General features: G+C 38.0%; 20 protein-coding genes. 6 read left to right on the top strand and 14 right to left on the bottom strand.

The window, feature by feature from the left end; translation table 11 throughout:
- Nucleotides 1–10: 10 nt before the first annotated feature.
- Nucleotides 11–1456: a Gfo/Idh/MocA family protein gene (locus B176_RS0118525; protein ID WP_017260339.1), complete on the bottom strand. Its 1446-nt coding sequence runs from the start codon at nucleotides 1454–1456 to the stop codon at nucleotides 11–13.
- Nucleotides 1457–1458: 2 nt separating this feature from the next.
- On the bottom strand, nucleotides 1459–3135 hold the full coding sequence (locus tag B176_RS0118520) for a GMC oxidoreductase (protein ID WP_017260338.1): 1677 nt from the start codon (nucleotides 3133–3135) through the stop codon (nucleotides 1459–1461).
- Nucleotides 3136–3347: 212 nt separating this feature from the next.
- On the opposite strand from B176_RS0118520, the gene B176_RS0118515 reads away from it, so the two are divergent.
- The 5 genes from B176_RS0118515 to B176_RS0118495 all read left to right on the top strand — a co-directional run bounded on the left by B176_RS0118515 (nucleotide 3348) and on the right by B176_RS0118495 (nucleotide 7560).
- The gene (locus tag B176_RS0118515) at nucleotides 3348–3749 is read left to right on the top strand and encodes a hypothetical protein (protein ID WP_017260337.1); all 402 of its coding nucleotides are present in this window, start codon (nucleotides 3348–3350) and stop codon (nucleotides 3747–3749) included.
- Nucleotides 3750–3757: 8 nt separating this feature from the next.
- On the top strand, nucleotides 3758–4456 hold the full coding sequence (locus tag B176_RS0118510) for a DUF421 domain-containing protein (protein WP_026063453.1): 699 nt from the start codon (nucleotides 3758–3760) through the stop codon (nucleotides 4454–4456).
- Between the two features lie 318 nt (nucleotides 4457–4774).
- Entirely contained in the window at nucleotides 4775–6229 is a 1455-nt protein-coding gene (locus B176_RS0118505) for an FAD-dependent oxidoreductase (protein WP_017260335.1), read from the top strand.
- Nucleotides 6230–6244: 15 nt separating this feature from the next.
- Entirely contained in the window at nucleotides 6245–6802 is a 558-nt protein-coding gene (locus B176_RS0118500; RefSeq protein WP_017260334.1) for a GNAT family N-acetyltransferase, read from the top strand.
- Between the two features lie 164 nt (nucleotides 6803–6966).
- The gene (locus tag B176_RS0118495; protein WP_017260333.1) at nucleotides 6967–7560 is read left to right on the top strand and encodes a hypothetical protein; all 594 of its coding nucleotides are present in this window, start codon (nucleotides 6967–6969) and stop codon (nucleotides 7558–7560) included.
- A 6-nt stretch (nucleotides 7561–7566) separates the two neighbouring features.
- Here the strand turns inward: B176_RS0118495 and B176_RS0118490 are convergent, their stop codons facing one another.
- From B176_RS0118490 to B176_RS0118440, 11 genes are all read right to left on the bottom strand, one after another.
- On the bottom strand, nucleotides 7567–8286 hold the full coding sequence (locus tag B176_RS0118490; protein ID WP_017260332.1) for a ThuA domain-containing protein: 720 nt from the start codon (nucleotides 8284–8286) through the stop codon (nucleotides 7567–7569).
- Nucleotides 8287–8760: 474 nt separating this feature from the next.
- Nucleotides 8761–9543 carry a hemerythrin domain-containing protein gene (locus B176_RS21320; protein ID WP_017260330.1) on the bottom strand — a complete coding sequence of 261 codons (783 nt, stop codon included), beginning with the start codon at nucleotides 9541–9543 and terminating at the stop codon, nucleotides 8761–8763.
- A 24-nt stretch (nucleotides 9544–9567) separates the two neighbouring features.
- Complete coding sequence (locus tag B176_RS0118475) at nucleotides 9568–10092, bottom strand: DUF488 domain-containing protein (protein ID WP_017260329.1); 525 nt, start codon at nucleotides 10090–10092, stop codon at nucleotides 9568–9570.
- Nucleotides 10093–10213: 121 nt separating this feature from the next.
- Nucleotides 10214–10402 carry a carboxymuconolactone decarboxylase family protein gene (locus B176_RS21315; protein ID WP_202803363.1) on the bottom strand — a complete coding sequence of 63 codons (189 nt, stop codon included), beginning with the start codon at nucleotides 10400–10402 and terminating at the stop codon, nucleotides 10214–10216.
- A 12-nt stretch (nucleotides 10403–10414) separates the two neighbouring features.
- Nucleotides 10415–10546: a hypothetical protein gene (locus B176_RS21515; protein WP_017260327.1), complete on the bottom strand. Its 132-nt coding sequence runs from the start codon at nucleotides 10544–10546 to the stop codon at nucleotides 10415–10417.
- 180 nt (nucleotides 10547–10726) lie between these two features.
- A complete protein-coding gene (locus B176_RS0118465; RefSeq protein ID WP_017260326.1) occupies nucleotides 10727–11158 on the bottom strand; it encodes an RrF2 family transcriptional regulator in 432 nt (143 codons plus the stop codon).
- 3 nt (nucleotides 11159–11161) lie between these two features.
- Nucleotides 11162–11485 (bottom strand): metal-sulfur cluster assembly factor, encoded by a 324-nt coding sequence (locus B176_RS0118460; protein ID WP_017260325.1) that lies wholly within the window; start codon nucleotides 11483–11485, stop codon nucleotides 11162–11164.
- Nucleotides 11482–12765 (bottom strand): hypothetical protein, encoded by a 1284-nt coding sequence (locus tag B176_RS0118455; RefSeq protein ID WP_017260324.1) that lies wholly within the window; start codon nucleotides 12763–12765, stop codon nucleotides 11482–11484. Before B176_RS0118455 ends, B176_RS0118460 begins: the two co-directional genes overlap by 4 nt.
- Before the next feature lies 1 nt (nucleotide 12766).
- Nucleotides 12767–13579 (bottom strand): DUF2249 domain-containing protein, encoded by an 813-nt coding sequence (locus B176_RS0118450; protein ID WP_040540912.1) that lies wholly within the window; start codon nucleotides 13577–13579, stop codon nucleotides 12767–12769.
- 52 nt (nucleotides 13580–13631) lie between these two features.
- Nucleotides 13632–14579: an iron-sulfur cluster repair di-iron protein gene (gene ric, locus B176_RS0118445; RefSeq protein ID WP_017260322.1), complete on the bottom strand. Its 948-nt coding sequence runs from the start codon at nucleotides 14577–14579 to the stop codon at nucleotides 13632–13634.
- Between the two features lie 8 nt (nucleotides 14580–14587).
- Nucleotides 14588–14824 (bottom strand): DUF2249 domain-containing protein, encoded by a 237-nt coding sequence (locus tag B176_RS0118440; RefSeq protein ID WP_017260321.1) that lies wholly within the window; start codon nucleotides 14822–14824, stop codon nucleotides 14588–14590.
- Nucleotides 14825–15250: 426 nt separating this feature from the next.
- Here B176_RS0118440 and B176_RS0118435 point away from each other — a divergent pair, with 426 nt between their 5' ends.
- Complete coding sequence (locus tag B176_RS0118435; RefSeq protein WP_017260320.1) at nucleotides 15251–15895, top strand: hypothetical protein; 645 nt, start codon at nucleotides 15251–15253, stop codon at nucleotides 15893–15895.
- A 92-nt stretch (nucleotides 15896–15987) separates the two neighbouring features.
- Here the strand turns inward: B176_RS0118435 and msrA are convergent, their stop codons facing one another.
- Nucleotides 15988–16662 carry a peptide-methionine (S)-S-oxide reductase MsrA gene (gene msrA / locus B176_RS0118430; protein ID WP_017260319.1) on the bottom strand — a complete coding sequence of 225 codons (675 nt, stop codon included), beginning with the start codon at nucleotides 16660–16662 and terminating at the stop codon, nucleotides 15988–15990.
- Nucleotides 16663–16740: the final 78 nt, after the last annotated feature.

Genomic DNA, 16740 nt, shown 5'->3' with positions numbered 1-16740 from the left:
CTAATTCTAATTAAAGGGTTAATGCCCATCCATTACGGTATTCGCGTTTTACAAATTGGTTTACCTCGTCAAAATTGGTCACCTTCATGTTTTCTGAATCCCATAACAGTTTCTTGTTTCTGCCAGGGAAAATTGTTTTCCCATTGACTTCGGTTTTGATATCATGTGCCCTAATAGCCAAGTTTGCCATTAATAATGCTTCTGTTAAAGGAACGGCTTTTTCAAAAGGAGAACTCACTGCTTTTTTTCCGTAACCAGCAATACAGGCTTCTACCCATTGCTGGTAGTGTCCATTCGCTCCGTTCGGTACGCGTTCTATGGTTTGCTTTACGTTAACTTCGCTGTTTCTGCTCAGCGGAAGTAATCTTGCGTTGGCATTATAGGTATCGGCTAGCACTTTTCCTTTTGTTCCGATGAATAAAATACCATTGCCATTATCGCCAAAAGCTTCATCAGCACCTAACTCTTCGGGCCTTTCGGGTTGTATTCCTCCGTCCATCCAATGCAATTTTACCTTTTTCGCTTTTTTAGAATTTTGGGCAAAATCAAGAATTACGTGACTTGATGGTGGGCAACTATCAGGAAAATAGCCTCTTTTAAATTCGTCAACATATACGCTTCCCACACTCGCTTGAACGCTTTCTGGGCTTTTTAGACCTAACACTGTGAACGGAGCTTCCATTAAATGGCAGCCCATATCGCCCAAAGCACCTGTTCCATAATCCCACCAACCTCTCCAATTAAATGGCACCAGTTTATCTACATAGCTTTTCTCGGGAGCAGTACCAAGCCATAAGTCCCAGTTTAGTTCTTTTGGTATTGGTGACGCCTGTTGTGGCCATGGAATACCTTGTGGCCAAACGGGACGGTTTGTCCAACAATAGATACGCTCTACTTCGCCAATTAAGCCAGCGTTGTACCATTCTTGCATCTGTCTTACACCGTCATGAGAGGAGCCTTGGTTTCCCATCTGTGTAACTACTTTATACCTTTTCGCGGCTTCACCTAAAACACGAGCTTCGTATATGTCATGTGTCAATGGTTTTTCTACATAAACATGTTTGCCCAGTTGCATGGCGGCCAAAGTGATGATCGCATGGTTATGGTCTGGTGTTGAAACACAAACAGCGTCAAAATTTTTCGTTTCTTTGTCTAATAGTTCTCGCCAATCTTGGTAATACTTTGCTTTGGGGTTTTCACTCACAGACCGGGCCGCTCTTCGCGTATCTACATCGCATAAAAATGAAATGGTTGCATTTCCACCGGCAGCAAAGTTTTTTAAATTACTATAACCTTTACCGCCAGCTCCTACGCCTGCAATGTATAATTTGTCACTTGGTGCTAAAAAACCTTTACCACCTAAAACAAAACGGGGTACAATGGTAAAAGCAGCTGTTCCAATTGCTAGATTTTTAATAAAAGATCTTCTGTCTTTTTTACTATTGTCTGTAGCCATTTTTATAGATTTTGTTTTTTCAACTCGCTAACGGCATGATCTACTGCTCGGGCTGTAAATGCCATATAAGTTAAAGATGGGTTAACGCAGTTTGCAGAAGTCATAAAAGAGCCGTCTGTTACATAAACGTTGGGTGCATCCCAAACTTGATTATGCTTATTTAAAACAGAAGTTTTAGGATCGTGACCCATTCTGGCTGTACCCATTTCGTGTATTCCTTGCCCAAATCCATAACCAGAATCGTGAGTAGTAACATTTTTTACTCCGGCTTTTTCCAGCATTTCTTTTGCGTCTTCCATCATATCGGTGCGCATCTTTATCTCATTCTCTTTGAGCTCAGCATCTATAGCTAATACGGGTAATCCCCATTTATCTTTTACTTTTGGATCTAAAAATGCTCGGTTTTCGTGGTACGGAAGAATCTCTCCAAAACCAGTCATCCCGATAGTCCATTTCCCTGGTTCTGATAATGCTTGTTTTAACTCTGCACCAATGCCAAGTTCTGCAACTTCCCGAGACCAACCTTGTCTACTGGCACCACCTTGGTACCCAAAACCGCGGGTATAATCTCTTTTATCTGTAATGTTTCTGAAACGAGGGATGTAAAAGCCGTTGGGTCTTCGTCCAAAATAATATTTGTCTTCGTAGCCTTCCACGGTTCCGCCGGCACCTGCTCTAAAATGATGGTCCATTAGGTTATGCCCTAATTCGCCACTGCTACTTCCTAAGCCACCTTCCCATACGTCGGTTGCAGAATTCATGAGTACCCAAGCCGAGTTTAAGCTAGAAGCACATAAGAAAATCACTTTTGCATAATACTCATAGGTTTGGTTGGTTTTGGAGTCTAGAATCTGTACACCTGTAGCCCGTTTTTTATCTTTATCGTATAAAATTTTAGTCACAATGGCGTCTGGCCTTAGTGTTAAGTTACCAGTTGCAACGGCGGCAGGTAGAGTTGATGATTGGGTACTGAAATATCCGCCAAATGGGCATCCCAAAGAACATTTATTACGGTATTGGCAGTTTGTTCTTCCGGGTAATGGACCGGTAACGTGGGCAACCCTACCAATAATCATTCTTCGGTGATCATTATATTCTTTCCTGATTCTTTCGGCAACGTCTTTTTCTACACAGTTAAGCTCCATTGGAGGTAAAAACTCACTATCAGGTAGATGTAGTAAATTTTCTTTTGAACCGCTGATGCCAGCAAATTTTTCCACATGGCTATACCAAGGGGCAATTTCATCGTAACGTACTGGCCAGTCTATTGCTACTCCCTCTTTTGCATTGGCTTCAAAATCCATATTGCTCCAACGGTAAGATTGACGGCCCCAAAGTAAAGACCTTCCTCCAACTTGATAGCCTCTATACCAGTCGAAGCGCTTAACTTCTACATAGGGAGATTCTTTTTCGTTTACCCAAAAATCTGTGTTTTTCTCGGAAAGTACATAGTCTCTTTTTAATACAGGATAGTTTTCTATCATTTCCTGCGTTCTTCCACCCCGATGCTTAAAATCCCAAGGAGCCTTTGTAGCATTAGGGTAGCCTTTTATATGTTCAACGTTTTTACCTCGTTCTAATAAAATGGTTTTTAAGCCTTTTTCTGTAAGCTCTTTGGCTGCCCAACCTCCGGATATACCAGAGCCTATAACAATAGCATCGTAGTTTTGATTTGACATGGTTTTCGTTTAGTCTATAATTTAGTGTGCTTTAAACACTAAGGTTTGGTTTTTTAAAGCTAGCAATAAAAAGATTAATGTTTAAGGGTTATTTGAAAAAACTATATAGAGTTTTGATTGTCGTATGGTCTATAAATCTTGTTATTAGGAAATTAGATGATTAATTTAGGTACGTTTATTGATTATATTTGAATGAAAATAAACCCTATATCATGAAAATTAATTCAAGAATACATGGAATTATAGATTATCTAATTATCATTTTCCTGTTCCTATCGCCGAGTGTTTTTGGTGTGGCGCAAACCACCAGTATTTTCTGTTACGGTTTGGCGGTTATACATTTAGTAATGACCATTTGTACAAATTACGAATACAGTTTAACGAATTTTATCCCATTTAAAATCCATGGAAAAATTGAGCTCTTTGTTTCTTTAGCATTGGTTGTTGTTGCCTTTTATCTAGGAACCATTGATGGTTTTTTATCTAAAGAGCTTTTTATAGGATTAGCAATTTTTGTATTTGTATTGTGGCTGATCTCTGATTATACCAATAAACCTGAAAGCACTAGAGATATTCCCTATGTGGAATCGAATAGCCAAGGTGGAATGATTTAAAGAATAATATGAAGGAAATTTTTGAGACCGACAGATTACTGATGAACGGGTTGCCGTACGTGTTTCTGTTTGAGGTGTTATTTAGGTGTATTGTAATGTACATTGTTGCGCTATTGGTATTAAAAATGGCAGGTAGGCGTGGGGTACAGCAACTTTCAGTTTTTGAACTGGTTATTATTTTGACCTTAGGTTCTGCTGCTGGCGATCCTCTTTTTTATGAGAATGTGGGTTTATTACCTACCATATGTGTTTTCATTTTTATAATGATACTTTATCGTTTAACTACTTTTTTGATAACCAAATCAAAAAGGATAGAAAAATGGTTAGAAGGGGAAGCGATTTATTTAATAGAAGAAGGGGAATTTGCAATCGATAAGTTTAAAAAGGAATCGTTGGCACAGAATGAATTTTTTGCCGAATTGAGGTTAAGGAATGTTACACATATTGGCCAGGTAAAGTTGGCCTTGTTAGAAACTAGCGGACAGGTTAGTGTTTTCTTTTACAGAGATGAGGAAGTGCAACCTGGCTTACCGATTTTACCACATCAATTTAATAACCTTGTTTTGCAGTTTAAGGTAGGCGAGCTGTACGCTTGTAAATTTTGCGCAAACATTTGCAATTCGGTAAGTGAAACCAAGCAACTTGAGTGCGACCGATGCGGGAAAGACGAGTGGGTGATGGCTACAGATGAGCTAAGGATAGCATAATTTTTTTTCCGAGCGGATATGAATCTCTGTTAAATCTCTATTGAGATAGGTTTGACCGATTGTTGCACTTGGATTAACCAGAATAATTTGCCTAAATATAATTAGATTTGTAGGTCTTTATAAGTCTTCTAGGCTTTCAGCATAAAAAATTTGAACACTTTTAAAAATACTCACAAATGCTCTGAAGGGCTTAGGATTACTGCGCCGATTATCTGAAATAGATATTTAGAGGCACTTTTGGTAAGATAGAAAATGAAAAGCATTATTGGATTTACAAAGCCCTATACAGAAACTCCAAATAAAATATTATAAACAGGATTGGAAAAGGTAGAAAATGCATTCGCTAGTTGGACTGTTTGTGCTGAGTGCCAAGGGCGGGGCAAAAAAAGGCGTAAGCTTCGAAAAAAGCTACGATTACACTACCAGATTGCTTTAGATGAATTTTTAAAAACTGGTTCTGAAGGAATACCTCCAGTTATCCCTAAAGGCGGCTTATACCCATGCCCGAATTGTGGCGGATCCGGCTTGGTGGCTTCCAATATCCCACCCCCACCGAATGAAACTTACCCACACGTAGCTATTATTGGTGGCGGAATTGGGGGTGTTGCACTTGCGGTGGCCTGTTTACACAGAGGAATTCCCTTTACCCTTTATGAACGAGATTATGGCTTCGAGTCCCGTTCTCAGGGATATGGACTTACCTTGCAGCAAGCTAGTAAAGCAATTGAAGGATTCGGGATTTTTACCTTAAAAGAGGGTTTGGTTTCAACAAAACATGTTGTTCACAAACCCGATGGAGATATTATTGGTGAGTGGGGCGTGAGAAAATGGATGCAGGAAGCTACAATACCCTATGCAAAACGGACTAATGTGCATATCGCCAGACAATCTTTACGCTTAGCACTTTTAGAACAACTGGGCAGAGACAGTGTGGTAAAATGGGGGCACCAATTGATTGATTTTAAAAAATGCAAGGATGAAAGTATCGAGCTAAATTTTGAAGTGGATGGGAAACTGAAAACTGCTAAAGCCGATTTATTGGTGGGTGCAGATGGTATTCGTAGTGCGGTGCGCAACTTGTTAATTGGCGAGAAAATTACACCCTTAAGGTATCTTGGCTGTATTGTGATATTGGGTATTTGTCCGTTGGTGGCTCTTCAGGGGCTTGAGAGTGCGTTGTTGGACTCGGCTACAGTGTTTCAAACCGCCAATGGTAATGAGCGGATTTACATGATGCCATATTCCACCGACGCGGTAATGTGGCAATTAAGTTTTCCGATGCTAGAAGAAGAAGCGATAGCTTTGAGTAGACTCGGAGCCCATGCACTTAAGGAAGAAGCGTGTCGTAGAGTACAATGGCACAGTCCTATCCCTCAGATTTTAACAGCAACGCTAGAATCCCAAGTTTCTGGTTATCCCGTTTATGATCGGGAATTATTAACATCGGAATTGTTAGGTAAAGGCGGTCCTGCGACTATGATTGGAGATGCTGCTCATCCTATGAGTCCGTTTAAAGGACAGGGTGCCAATCAGGCTTTGTTAGATGCACTTTCATTAGCCCGAGGAGTTTTTCGGAATTGTAGATCCTTATCTAACTGGCGGGAAACAGGATTAAGAGAAGCTGTGTTAAATGAGTTTGAAACAGAAATGTTAGAACGCAGCGCTATTAAAGTAAAAGATTCCGCGGATGCAGCAGTGTTCTTACATTCGGAAATTGCACTTTACGAGGGTGATGAGCCACGAGGAAGGGTTATTAAGAAAAAGGATGTTTAATAAATAACAATCAGAATGATCATCAGAAAAGCAACCATACAGGACTCCGAAATTATTGCTGCACATATGCTCCTTGCTATGCAAGATGTTGTTTATGGGTTCATCGGGGTCAAGGATTCCACCAAAGCAAAAGCTTTTTTGCGATATTTTGTGGAACAGGAAAACAATCAATATTCATATAAAAACTGTTTTGTAGCCGAAGAAGAAAACGAAGTTATAGGCACATTAAATATTTACGACGGCGCTAAATTAGAACAACTAAGAGCGCCTGTTCTAGCTTACCTCAAACAGTGTTATGCAAAGGAGTTTAATCCCGAGAAGGAGACAGCACAAGGCGAATATTATATCGATACAATAGGAGTAAGTGCTACACATCAAGGGAAAGGCATTGGAACAAAGCTTTTAAAATACATCATTCAAACATACGTTAACGATAATAAATATACGCTTGGTTTATTAGTGGACGAAGAAAATCCAAACGCCGAAAAATTGTATTTGAGCTTAGGTTTCGAGTTGGTTGGGTACAAAGGCTTGCTCGGGAAACGGCTGAAACATCTTCAAATGAAACCGTAATTTGTGGAAGGCTTCTATCTAAAAACTTATGAAATAATCAAGGGACTAATTAAAGTTATATCTTCGATTGATTTTAGGTAGTGTTCGAAACATTTGATCTGTTTATGGAATTCAATAGCGGTACCAAATCAAGTAAAATGTTCTTAAAACAAATTTTTTAAACCATGTGGTGGCAGTATATTTTCGTTTTTTTAGGTGCACTATTGTTTGATATTGTGCCATTCCCTTTCCCGCCGGCGTTTACAATCATGATGTTTTTCCAGATTATATTTGATTTAAATGTTTGGCTAGTTATTATAATAGGAGTCGCCGGGTCGGTATTTGGAAGATATATTTTGCTTCTGTATGCACCAGTTTTGGCTAAAAAGTATCTAAAAAGTTCGAAAAATGAAGATATTCAATTTTTGGGAGATACCATGAGAGAGAAAGTTTGGAAAGGTCAGCTGGTTGTACTTGCGTACTCGTTATTGCCTCTGCCTACTACGCCACTTTTTTTGGGAGCTGGAATCTCAAAATTAAAACCACGATACATTATTCCAGCTTTTTTAGTTGGGAAGTTTACAAGTGATACTGTTGCCATACATTTAAGCGACTATGCCTCAAAGAATACCCAGAGTTTAATAGATGGTGCAATGTCCTGGCAGTCTGTAGCCGGTTTGATTTTAGGACTTGTTATGTTGTTTTGCCTTTTTTTTATCAATTGGCGAACATTAATCCAGACTAAAAAACTGCAGTGGGATTTTAAGATTTTAAACTAAATAGCGTTATCTAGGTTTTCTTCCACCCGCCCAAATCACCGCTTCCGTTATCATTTTTACAAAATCCGCATCTGTATAACTTTCTTTGGTATGTCCTAAAGTGGTGGTAAAAACTCTGCCACCATCATAGTTTTGATACCAAACCACTGGATGATGCGCACCCATTGTTCCACCTTCATAAGTTTTTTCGTCAACTGTGGCCAATACTATTGCATTTGGGTTAACCGGATTTCTAAAATTATACCATTCATCAAAATGGATCCAAGTTTTATCAAAATGCTGCATAGCCTTAAAATCATGATTGACGATGTTTATGGTTGCACTTTGTTGCTTAGGGTGGCTTTTGAAAGCGCCACCAACCATGTCAACGTACCATTTCCATTCCATTTCAGTGTCGGTAGCGGCATGTATTGCTACCACTCCACCACCTTTATGGATGTATTTTTGTAGCGCTTTCTTTTCCTTGCTTCCAAAAATATCTCCCGTAGTATTTAAAATGACTAATACTTTGGTTTTTGCCAGAATTTTGTTGTTGATGATCAGCGAGTCTTCCGAAAATGTAAGTTTCCAGTTGTGTTCTTTTGCCAAGGTTTTAAACATATTTTGACCATTTTCAATAGACTTATGCCTAAAGCCATTTGTTTTACTAAAAATTAGAACATTGGTTTGTGCATTTACAGCAATTGCAAACACGGTTAGGAAAAGAAGGCTGATAAATTTTTTCATGCTTAAAGCTAGGCTTATTTTATTAAGTCGTATTAAGTCGTATTAAGTCGTATTGAGTTCCCTAAAAAACAATTCCGTTTCTGGAAAAATTAACAACTAAATAACCCACGTTATAAAACTAATTTAAATACTTAGATCCTGTCCTGCTCCGTTAGGAGCTACCGCTTTTTACCTCGGCTACTATATAGGTATTTGCTCCGTTAGGAGCTACCCTTTGCAGTCTTTTATCTACAAAGCGGGCTGGGTAGCTCCTACGGAGCCTTTCTGTCATATATTGACTTACAAAGCGGTAGCCTCTACGAGGATTATTGTCAAGAGATTAATTTCAATGGCGAGATCAAAAAGAATTACCAACAAATAAGCAACGTCATTTCATATTGATTTGTAGGAAATATATTAGACCTCAACGTAGCGGGCGCTCTCTTGCTCAAAAGAGACCTATAAAAAATTACAATATAAATTTTAAACAGGCTCTTACTCCCAAAAAGGATCTTCCACATTATCTATAAATTTACCCTCCACATGGAACATTTCAATGTCACTCAGTTGTTCTGCTGTAGCGTATTTTTGAACTTCATTAAACAGAGTACGTTCCTCAAACCTTACGTGATTTTGTAGCGTTTCTTCAATTTTGCGCAGGTCACTTTCTAAACTATTACCTGCTGTAAAAAGTTGCTTTAGAGTTTGATGATCTGCTTTCGCTTGTTTTACCATGGGGTGCTCATCGCCTAAAACAGTAAAAACATATTTTTCCTCAATATCAAAATGCGGTAGAAGGTGATTCTCAAAAAACCAGTCGGCATATTTTTTTATCCTTTCGGCAGAAGCGCCTTTGTTAAAGCCGTTTTTTATTTTCCAGCACAATAGCAAAGCATGGTGATGCTCTCTGCTCAATGGCTTTAGAGTTTCACTGCGTTTAATGGGCTTTTCTTTTACTGATGTTTTCTTCTCTAAACGTTCCACTATTTTATAAACATCGGGATTGGCATAAGTGCCATAGCCATTGATAACAATTCCTTTTACGCCATGTTTTTGCGAAGATATTGCATAAACAATCATTTCATCGCCAGGGTCGGTTTCGCCTTCAAAACGATGGGTTTCATCAATCACAAATTCATCTGGAGAAAGTTGTTGTGCTGTTTGTTTACAAACCAAACAGTCGTGTTCTTTCAGCACTTCAAAATCTGTGGTATAGCCTTTTTTGGCGAGTTCGTTTATCGCTTCGCTAACAGTGTCGTAATAAGTTGGTGTTTTCATGATTGCTTAATTTTAAATTATTGCTCAATGGTAGGTTAGCCCGCCGTTTTCTATTTTTGCAGGCTGTGTATATGGATGCTCGGTTGATTTTTCTATTGACAAGATATGCATCACCTCCCAGTCATGTGCTTTTAAATAATCGGCGATCATAGAACGGTGACATCGCCACCAAAGTACTTCCGAGCACATGATTACCGTTTTTTGTACGGATGCTAATTCTTGCAGTTCTTTAATACCTACTTTAAATTCATCAGATTCCATAAAGTCTGCGTAAGCTCTAAACGCAGGGTGCCGCCAAACTGTATTTACAGAATCTACACTAGGTTTACGTCTTCCGCCTAAATCTCCAAGATGAACATAATTAATTCCATTATCGCTCAAAAAGCTTTTTAACACATTCTGATTAAACCATGGAAATTTCCTTGAACCTGGGAAACGTCTCACATCTACCAATAGTTCAATATGGTAATGTTGTAAAATACTGAGAAACTCGTTTGCGCTATGGGTTGAATGCCCAACTGTCCAAATGGTTTTTTGTTGATGATTCATGATGATATGAGTCGCTCATAAACCATGCTAGTATTGGAATAAGTGTAAAGTATTAAGTCAAAAGTATAAAGCTAAAAGTAGGAGGACTGATATTGGTTAATGGTACAGGTTTTCCTTAATATTAACCGAATTTCTCCATTTCGTCCATTGCAATTGTTGCGTGGGCATAAGCGGCGCCTGCCCGCATTTCTGAAGCTACCCAAATTGCCTCCATAATTTCTTCTTTGGTTACACCTTTTCGCATGGCTTGTTTGGTGTGCGCTCTGATACAATAAGGGCACTGGGTTACGTGTGCAACGGCAATAGCAATTAATTGTTTGGTTTACTCACTAAGCGCACCTGCTTTAAATACGGTTTTACTGAAATTTCGCCAAGCTTCTAGATTTTCTGGAGCTAGTTTTCCTTTTTTTTCTAAAAGTTCTGCAGTAGTCTCTGGGAATAATTGATTGTCCATAATGTATGTTATTTAATTATTTTAATACAGTGAAAATTGTTTTCTAGCGCTTGTTTTTGCGCTAACGATTGCAGTGGCATCCTTTTTTGTTGTTTTGGACTAAGCGCCCGGGAGACAAAAAAGATATAACGGAAAGCGTGTAAAAGCGCCCTAAATAAACATCGGGAAAAAATGTAAACACTAACCTATTAAATGCGCCAAACCGTTTTCTACAGGCTCGCATAAAACATTGATGCTGTTTTGTGTAAATATGGTCTGTAAAATTTCTCGTCCTATTTTGTATTGATCATGTATGGGGCAAGGATGTGTAGATGAACATTTGCTTAAGCCCAAACCACATTCGGTAAAAACATCAACCCCATCAATAGTATTGATGATATTTATAATGGGTTGCTGGCGTTGATGTTCGGAAATAAAAAAGCCACCTGTTGGGCCTTTTATGCTATTTATGATTTTCTGTTTGACTAAATTTTGCAAAATTTTGCTCACGGTATGTTCACTTGCGTCGATGTTTTGCGCAATTTCTTTTACACCAGCTTTCTCATTCTGGTGTTCTTTTGATGCTAGGTAGATCACTGCTTTTATCGCAGTTTTACAAGTATTGCTTAACATATTTTATCCGTTTAAAAATGTATTACCTTCTTCAGAAATCATATCGGGGCTCCAAGCCGGTACAAAAATCAGTTCTACTTTTATCTCGTAATCCAGAAAGCTTTCTTGCATAGCTTGCTTGGTTGCATCTACAATAGATTCGCCCATGGGGCAAAACTGTGTAGTAAGCGTCATAATTACCGTGATTACGTGTTCGTCTTCATTAAACTGAATTTCGTAAACTAAACCTAAATCAACAATATTCAATCCAATTTCTGGATCTATTACGTGGTATAAACCGGTTAAAGCAATAGTGCTTTTTAGTTCGTTATTTGTGGCAACGCTCATTTTATTTTTGATTGATGAAATAGAATTGTGAATACATTGATATTGTAAAGTAATGCATTTAATAGTAACAGCCCTGCACCAATATTTAACGCGATGATGTTACTGTTGATAATTCCAAAGCTAAGAATTACGAAGCCTAAAAGGTAACTGATGATATTGGCAATGAAGATATTATTTTTAAAAAGCTCTTTTGGGTTTGGTGTTTTGCCTAAACCGGCGATATCATGATATACTTTGTTCCAAACGATGAAGGGGAGGGTTTTAAAAGTCATCCCCAGGATAATAGCGGTAATCCAACCAAAGAATATGGTAAAACCATATAGGGTTACAAACTGCTGGTTTCCTAAAGTAGAAAAGATAAGGATTACACCTATAATGATGACTAAGGGAACGCCTATTAAAGCTACGGAGAGCATAGAGGTTTGTACCTGTTCATCTACTTTTTTTCTGATTCTTTTTTGATAAGCTTTGTAGATAAAACGGCCAAATAGTATTACTGCAGCGCCAATTAGCGCAACAGGGATTAAAGTAATTAGGAAATTGCCGCCGTATATAAAAATGATGATAAAGCTGATTAAGCCACCGTTGACGAGCCAATAAATCCACCATAAGGTTTTTTGATTCTCGTATTTAGAGATTAAAAACATGGGAATCAACCTTGCGCCAACACCAATAATCATTAATAAAAACCAGCCTATAATACCTAAATGTGCATGGAGCGATAGATAATGAATAGATGCCTGTGTAAAGATTGGTGTTTGAAAATTATAGACCAGCAACAAGCCCACAAGCGTTGTCACCAGTAACCAGATTACAGCGGTAAAAGCCGATACGGCATGTACGTTGTGTTTTTTAGTTTGCACAATGCTAATGGTTAAGTTTACCAGGTAACTGATTACGGCAAGATTAACCGCGATTGCTCCGGCTTGTGCTACTAGCCCAAAATTAAAAGTATAAAAGGCGTATACCAGCATTGGAATGCCGATTGCCCCAAAGATAAAGGAAAGATAAGCTAAGGTATTGCTGTGCAGTTTACCTTCAATTAACACTGGAAACAGCTGATGGCTAGCACCTAAAATCATCATGGTGCCCCAGCCCAGAGCCATGGTATGTGTAATGGCTAAAGCTTTTGCATTGAAATGATGTTGCGTAAAAGCACCAACATCTGCCATCATTAACACCGTAGCAACTAAAAAAGCCAAGGCCGCGTAAGCATAAAAAGGAAGAACCACACGATAATCGGTGTTTTTAATCGGACTATTTGCGCCTGCTATAAACATTTTAGTCTTTATAAATCAAAAGGTGTACTTCGCCATCGCTTATTTCTTGGATACGATATTCAAAACCTTGTTCTGCCAGCTCTGGCAATAAAAAAACAGGGATTCTTTTATGGTAAACAAACAGCGCTTTGTCTTTTGGTAAGTTTTCCAACTCGCCTAAAATGGTGTGCATGGGTTGGGGCATTTCCAATTCTCTAACATCAATTTTTACCAATTTATCTTTAAAGCGGGTAATTAAAGCGCCCCAGCCACTGCCTTCTGTGGCTTCGACAGGGTCTTCTGTGAGGTCTTTAGCATCGTTAGGTTTGTAAAAATACGTTTCAATCAGGTCATCGGCTACTTTATCGATATAAATGATAAATCCTTTTTTCTCGAGCATTTTAACCAAGGGAATAGGTTCAAATGTATTGATGATTTTAAGCGCTTGACCCGCTTTTACCGATTGTACTTTTTCTAGGATTAGTTTTAGAGGATCTTGACCAGAAGTCAATAGTTCGCGGACATCAAAATCAATAACCTGTTCTTTTGTAATCTGTAAAACAAAAGCCGGAATGTCTTGCTGTTCAATTTCAATGGGTGCCGTTTCGCCATCGATTTCGAAACCAAGAGGTTTTAGCTTGGCGAAAAATGCTTCAACGCTATGTCCCACCATTTTTGAGGCCATGGCAATACTGGTTCTGTTGGCCAATATTTTTCTTAATACCGGGTTTCTGAGCTTTTCCAATTTCGGATCTATACTTATAATTGCTTCCAGTGCATCTGGATGTGCTTTTATAATTTTCCCGATTTTCGAATTTACATCTATCTTTTCCATGGTTTTTATTTCCAAATTATTATCGTCGGGCAAAAGCCCGACGGAATTCAGCTTAGTTTGTTTGCAAACTTTCCTGTAATTTAACCATTTTCGGAAAAAGAATGTTGTTTTCTAAATGGATGTGCAGGAATAAATCGGCTTCAAAATCTTGTAGCAATTTAAAAGTAAGTGCATAACTGGCGCAACTATCTGCTGGTAAAGTGTACTCCTTGGTAATTAGCCTTATCCGTTCCAACATTCTACCAACAGCATCATGCTCTTTTTCCATTTCTGCGATAACAGCGATTTTGTCGGTATCTAAAACAGTGTCTTTATCTGCTTTTACCAATTCTTTAACATAAGCAAATACTACTTCTTCCTCTTCGCCCATATGGTGAGTCATTTCTTTGGCGATTGAGGTGGTAAGGTCGCTAACTTCTACCAATTCTGGATGAGCATGACCATGTACCTGCATAATTTTTTTGGTGTAAGTCAAAAGATCAGGAAGGCTTTTTTTAACATAGCTGTGGTGTGTGTTCACGATATAATCTGCCAAAAAATCAATTACCCATTCGTCATAAGGTACACCTCTGGTAATTGGAGCTTTGTCAATCTGTTGTAGCTCTTGTTCTATTTTGGTTACATCTAAGCCTTTTTCTGCACAAGCTTCTTTTACGGTTTTTTTACCACCACAACAGAAATCTATTCCATATTTTTTGAAAATCTCTGCTTTACGCAAGTCTTTAACAGCGATTTCTCCTAAGGTTTCCTCGTTTTCGCCCGCAATGTTTTTACGGATATTAATTTTCCACCATTGTGGTCCTTCTTCTAAGTATTCCCAGGTAAACACGTTTCCTCTTTCTCCTAAAAGTTGATAGTATAAAGGTTTTGGATCGTGGTCGTTGAGGATGGTTAAAGTTTCGCCTTCTGCCAGGTCATCATAACGTTGAAAAATTGTAGGGTGCTTTACCCTTGGTTCTAAAAGTGTAACGTTTAAAATGTTTTCTAATACAGCTTCCATGATGGTTATTATTTTTTAGTGATTTTAATTCTGAATAAAGCGGGACCTTGTTCTAAATATTCCCAAGTAAATACATCGCCACGTAAACCTACCAATTGGTAATAAAGTGGTTTTGGGTCGTGATCGTTGTGAAGTATAAGCGATTCGCCAGCGCTTAAATTATCGTAACGCTCGAAAATTGTAGGGTGCTTTTGTTGTGGTGCTAGTTTGGTAACATCTAAAATGTTTTCTGTTGTATTTTCCATTGTTTATTTGATTTGGGTGATTAATATGGAAGTAAAGGTAGGTTTATTTTCTTAATAAAAGTATTGAAGTACTTTTATTATTTAATATGAATGTCAAAAACTGATTCTGGTTGTGATATTTGGTCTGTAAGTCTAACGGAACTTTTCTGTATTCTTTAGAAGCTTTGGTCTAGTTTTTTTCAAGTTGTTACCCAAAAAGCAAGTCGGTAAGTAGTGCTGTCATCTACCGTTAGCAGGCTTCAAATTGACTCAGCCAGTATACCCTAATTTTATCGGCCTTTCTAATTGTGATAATCTAAAGCTATCAATCGATAAATATTAAATTGATAGTTCACTACAATATAAATATTAATCTGTATCGAAAAAAAAAATCGTTTTGAGACTTGAAGGTTAAGAAATATTTATAATTTCGCTTCACTAAACAATATGAGAAAATATCTAATTATGCTAGCTGTTACACTAGGTGTAGCGCTAAATTCTTATGGGCAAGAATCAGCAAAACAAATTTTTGAAAGCCCAAAATTGAAAAGTGAAATCGCCAAACATAAAATTGTTGCTATTTTACCTTTTAAAGTTTCGATTAAGTATCGTAAACAGCCTAAAAATTTTAGTATCGAGGCAAATAAAGAGCAAGAAAACTCCATGTCCAAATCGGTTCAAAATAGTATGTATACGTTTCTTTTGAGAAGGCAGAAGGACTACACGGTAGATTTCCAAGATGTCGATAAAACAAATATTCTACTTAAAAAAGCTGGAATGTTAGACAAGTTAGATGAGTTTACAAAAGACGAAGTTGCAAAGGCTTTAGGTGCAGACGCGGTGATTGGTGGAACATTTGAATCTGAACAGTCAAAGTCCGAGGCTGGCGCAATTGCTAGTGCTGTTGTATTTGGTGGCTTTGGGGGAAAAACTGGATCTGGAACGTCTATTTTGACGATAAATAATGGTTCCGATGGGGAACTATTGTGGAGATTTTTTAAAACGATGGACGATAATATCATGTCATCAACCGACGATTTGATTGAGAGAATGATGAGAAAAGTAAGCAGAAACTTTCCTTACGCTAAATAGGTTTAAAACAAATCTGTAAGTATAAATTAAAAGGTTCGCAGCTTGTCGAACCTTTTAAATCAAAAAAAGTCACTTGTGAAAACAGATCCGTACTAAGCACCCTTCTTCAACTTCCCTTTATACTCTCGCTTAAATTTCTCGTACCTCGGAATAGAAACACCTTTTACATAAGGATTCATGAGTCCCTTTCCTCCATTGATATAATCCTGATGATAATCTTCGGCTTTATAAAACGCATCTAAATGCTTCAGTTCTGTCACTAAAGATTTGGGAAAACGGTCAGAACCGCTGATTTGCTTAATCTCGTTCATTGCAATCTCTTTTTCTGCCGGCGTTTGGTAAAAAAGGATAGAACGGTAAGAGCTTCCTTTATCCGGACCTTGTTGATTTGGGGTAGTTGGATCATGAGATGCGAAAAAAACTTTTACCAGTTCATCATAACTGATGATTTTTGGGTCGTAATAAACCAGAATGCTTTCTGCATGGCCAGTGGTTTCTGTGTTTACCAAATCATAAGTAGGATTCAAAGTTGTGCCACCTGCGTAACCAGAAATTACATCGTTTACACCAACTACAGCTTCAAAAATATGCTCACTACACCAGAAACAACCTTCTGCAAAAGCTACAACGGCTTCCCCTTTTGGGGGTGTCAAGTCCATTTTTAAATCTTTTTGGTTTTTAGTATTGTTTGATTGCCCGTTGCTATTGCAAGCCGAAATGATAATGGCAAATAAGCTGAGACTTAATAATTTGATATACTTTTTCATCTTATAAATTCAATAAAGATTAAATGATTTTTATTGTTAAATTCTACAAGATTAACGTAAAGAGCTATGAAAAAGTTT

Origin of the sequence: Pedobacter arcticus A12, assembly GCF_000302595.1 — a bacterium.
In the GTDB taxonomy this organism is placed as follows: domain Bacteria; phylum Bacteroidota; class Bacteroidia; order Sphingobacteriales; family Sphingobacteriaceae; genus Pseudopedobacter; species Pseudopedobacter arcticus.
The sequence above is the reverse complement of the archived record's forward strand: the minus strand, read 5'-3'. Positions and strand labels throughout refer to the sequence as shown.

What these genes read in the sequence shown, in the direction of transcription:
- B176_RS0118525 (WP_017260339.1), bottom strand. Translation starts at nt 1,456, where the DNA reads ATGGCTACAGACAATAGTAAAAAAGACAGAAGATCTTTTATTAAAAAT.
- B176_RS0118520 (WP_017260338.1), bottom strand. Translation starts at nt 3,135, where the DNA reads ATGTCAAATCAAAACTACGATGCTATTGTTATAGGCTCTGGTATATCC.
- B176_RS0118515 (WP_017260337.1), top strand. Translation starts at nt 3,348, where the DNA reads ATGAAAATTAATTCAAGAATACATGGAATTATAGATTATCTAATTATC.
- B176_RS0118510 (WP_026063453.1), top strand. Translation starts at nt 3,758, where the DNA reads ATGAAGGAAATTTTTGAGACCGACAGATTACTGATGAACGGGTTGCCG.
- B176_RS0118500 (WP_017260334.1), top strand. Translation starts at nt 6,245, where the DNA reads ATGATCATCAGAAAAGCAACCATACAGGACTCCGAAATTATTGCTGCA.
- B176_RS0118495 (WP_017260333.1), top strand. Translation starts at nt 6,967, where the DNA reads ATGTGGTGGCAGTATATTTTCGTTTTTTTAGGTGCACTATTGTTTGAT.
- B176_RS0118490 (WP_017260332.1), bottom strand. Translation starts at nt 8,286, where the DNA reads ATGAAAAAATTTATCAGCCTTCTTTTCCTAACCGTGTTTGCAATTGCT.
- B176_RS21320 (WP_017260330.1), bottom strand. Translation starts at nt 9,543, where the DNA reads ATGAAAACACCAACTTATTACGACACTGTTAGCGAAGCGATAAACGAA.
- B176_RS0118475 (WP_017260329.1), bottom strand. Translation starts at nt 10,092, where the DNA reads ATGAATCATCAACAAAAAACCATTTGGACAGTTGGGCATTCAACCCAT.
- B176_RS21515 (WP_017260327.1), bottom strand. Translation starts at nt 10,546, where the DNA reads ATGGACAATCAATTATTCCCAGAGACTACTGCAGAACTTTTAGAAAAA.
- B176_RS0118465 (WP_017260326.1), bottom strand. Translation starts at nt 11,158, where the DNA reads ATGTTAAGCAATACTTGTAAAACTGCGATAAAAGCAGTGATCTACCTA.
- B176_RS0118460 (WP_017260325.1), bottom strand. Translation starts at nt 11,485, where the DNA reads ATGAGCGTTGCCACAAATAACGAACTAAAAAGCACTATTGCTTTAACC.
- B176_RS0118455 (WP_017260324.1), bottom strand. Translation starts at nt 12,765, where the DNA reads ATGTTTATAGCAGGCGCAAATAGTCCGATTAAAAACACCGATTATCGT.
- B176_RS0118450 (WP_040540912.1), bottom strand. Translation starts at nt 13,579, where the DNA reads ATGGAAAAGATAGATGTAAATTCGAAAATCGGGAAAATTATAAAAGCA.
- ric (WP_017260322.1), bottom strand. Translation starts at nt 14,579, where the DNA reads ATGGAAGCTGTATTAGAAAACATTTTAAACGTTACACTTTTAGAACCA.
- B176_RS0118440 (WP_017260321.1), bottom strand. Translation starts at nt 14,824, where the DNA reads ATGGAAAATACAACAGAAAACATTTTAGATGTTACCAAACTAGCACCA.
- B176_RS0118435 (WP_017260320.1), top strand. Translation starts at nt 15,251, where the DNA reads ATGAGAAAATATCTAATTATGCTAGCTGTTACACTAGGTGTAGCGCTA.
- msrA (WP_017260319.1), bottom strand. Translation starts at nt 16,662, where the DNA reads ATGAAAAAGTATATCAAATTATTAAGTCTCAGCTTATTTGCCATTATC.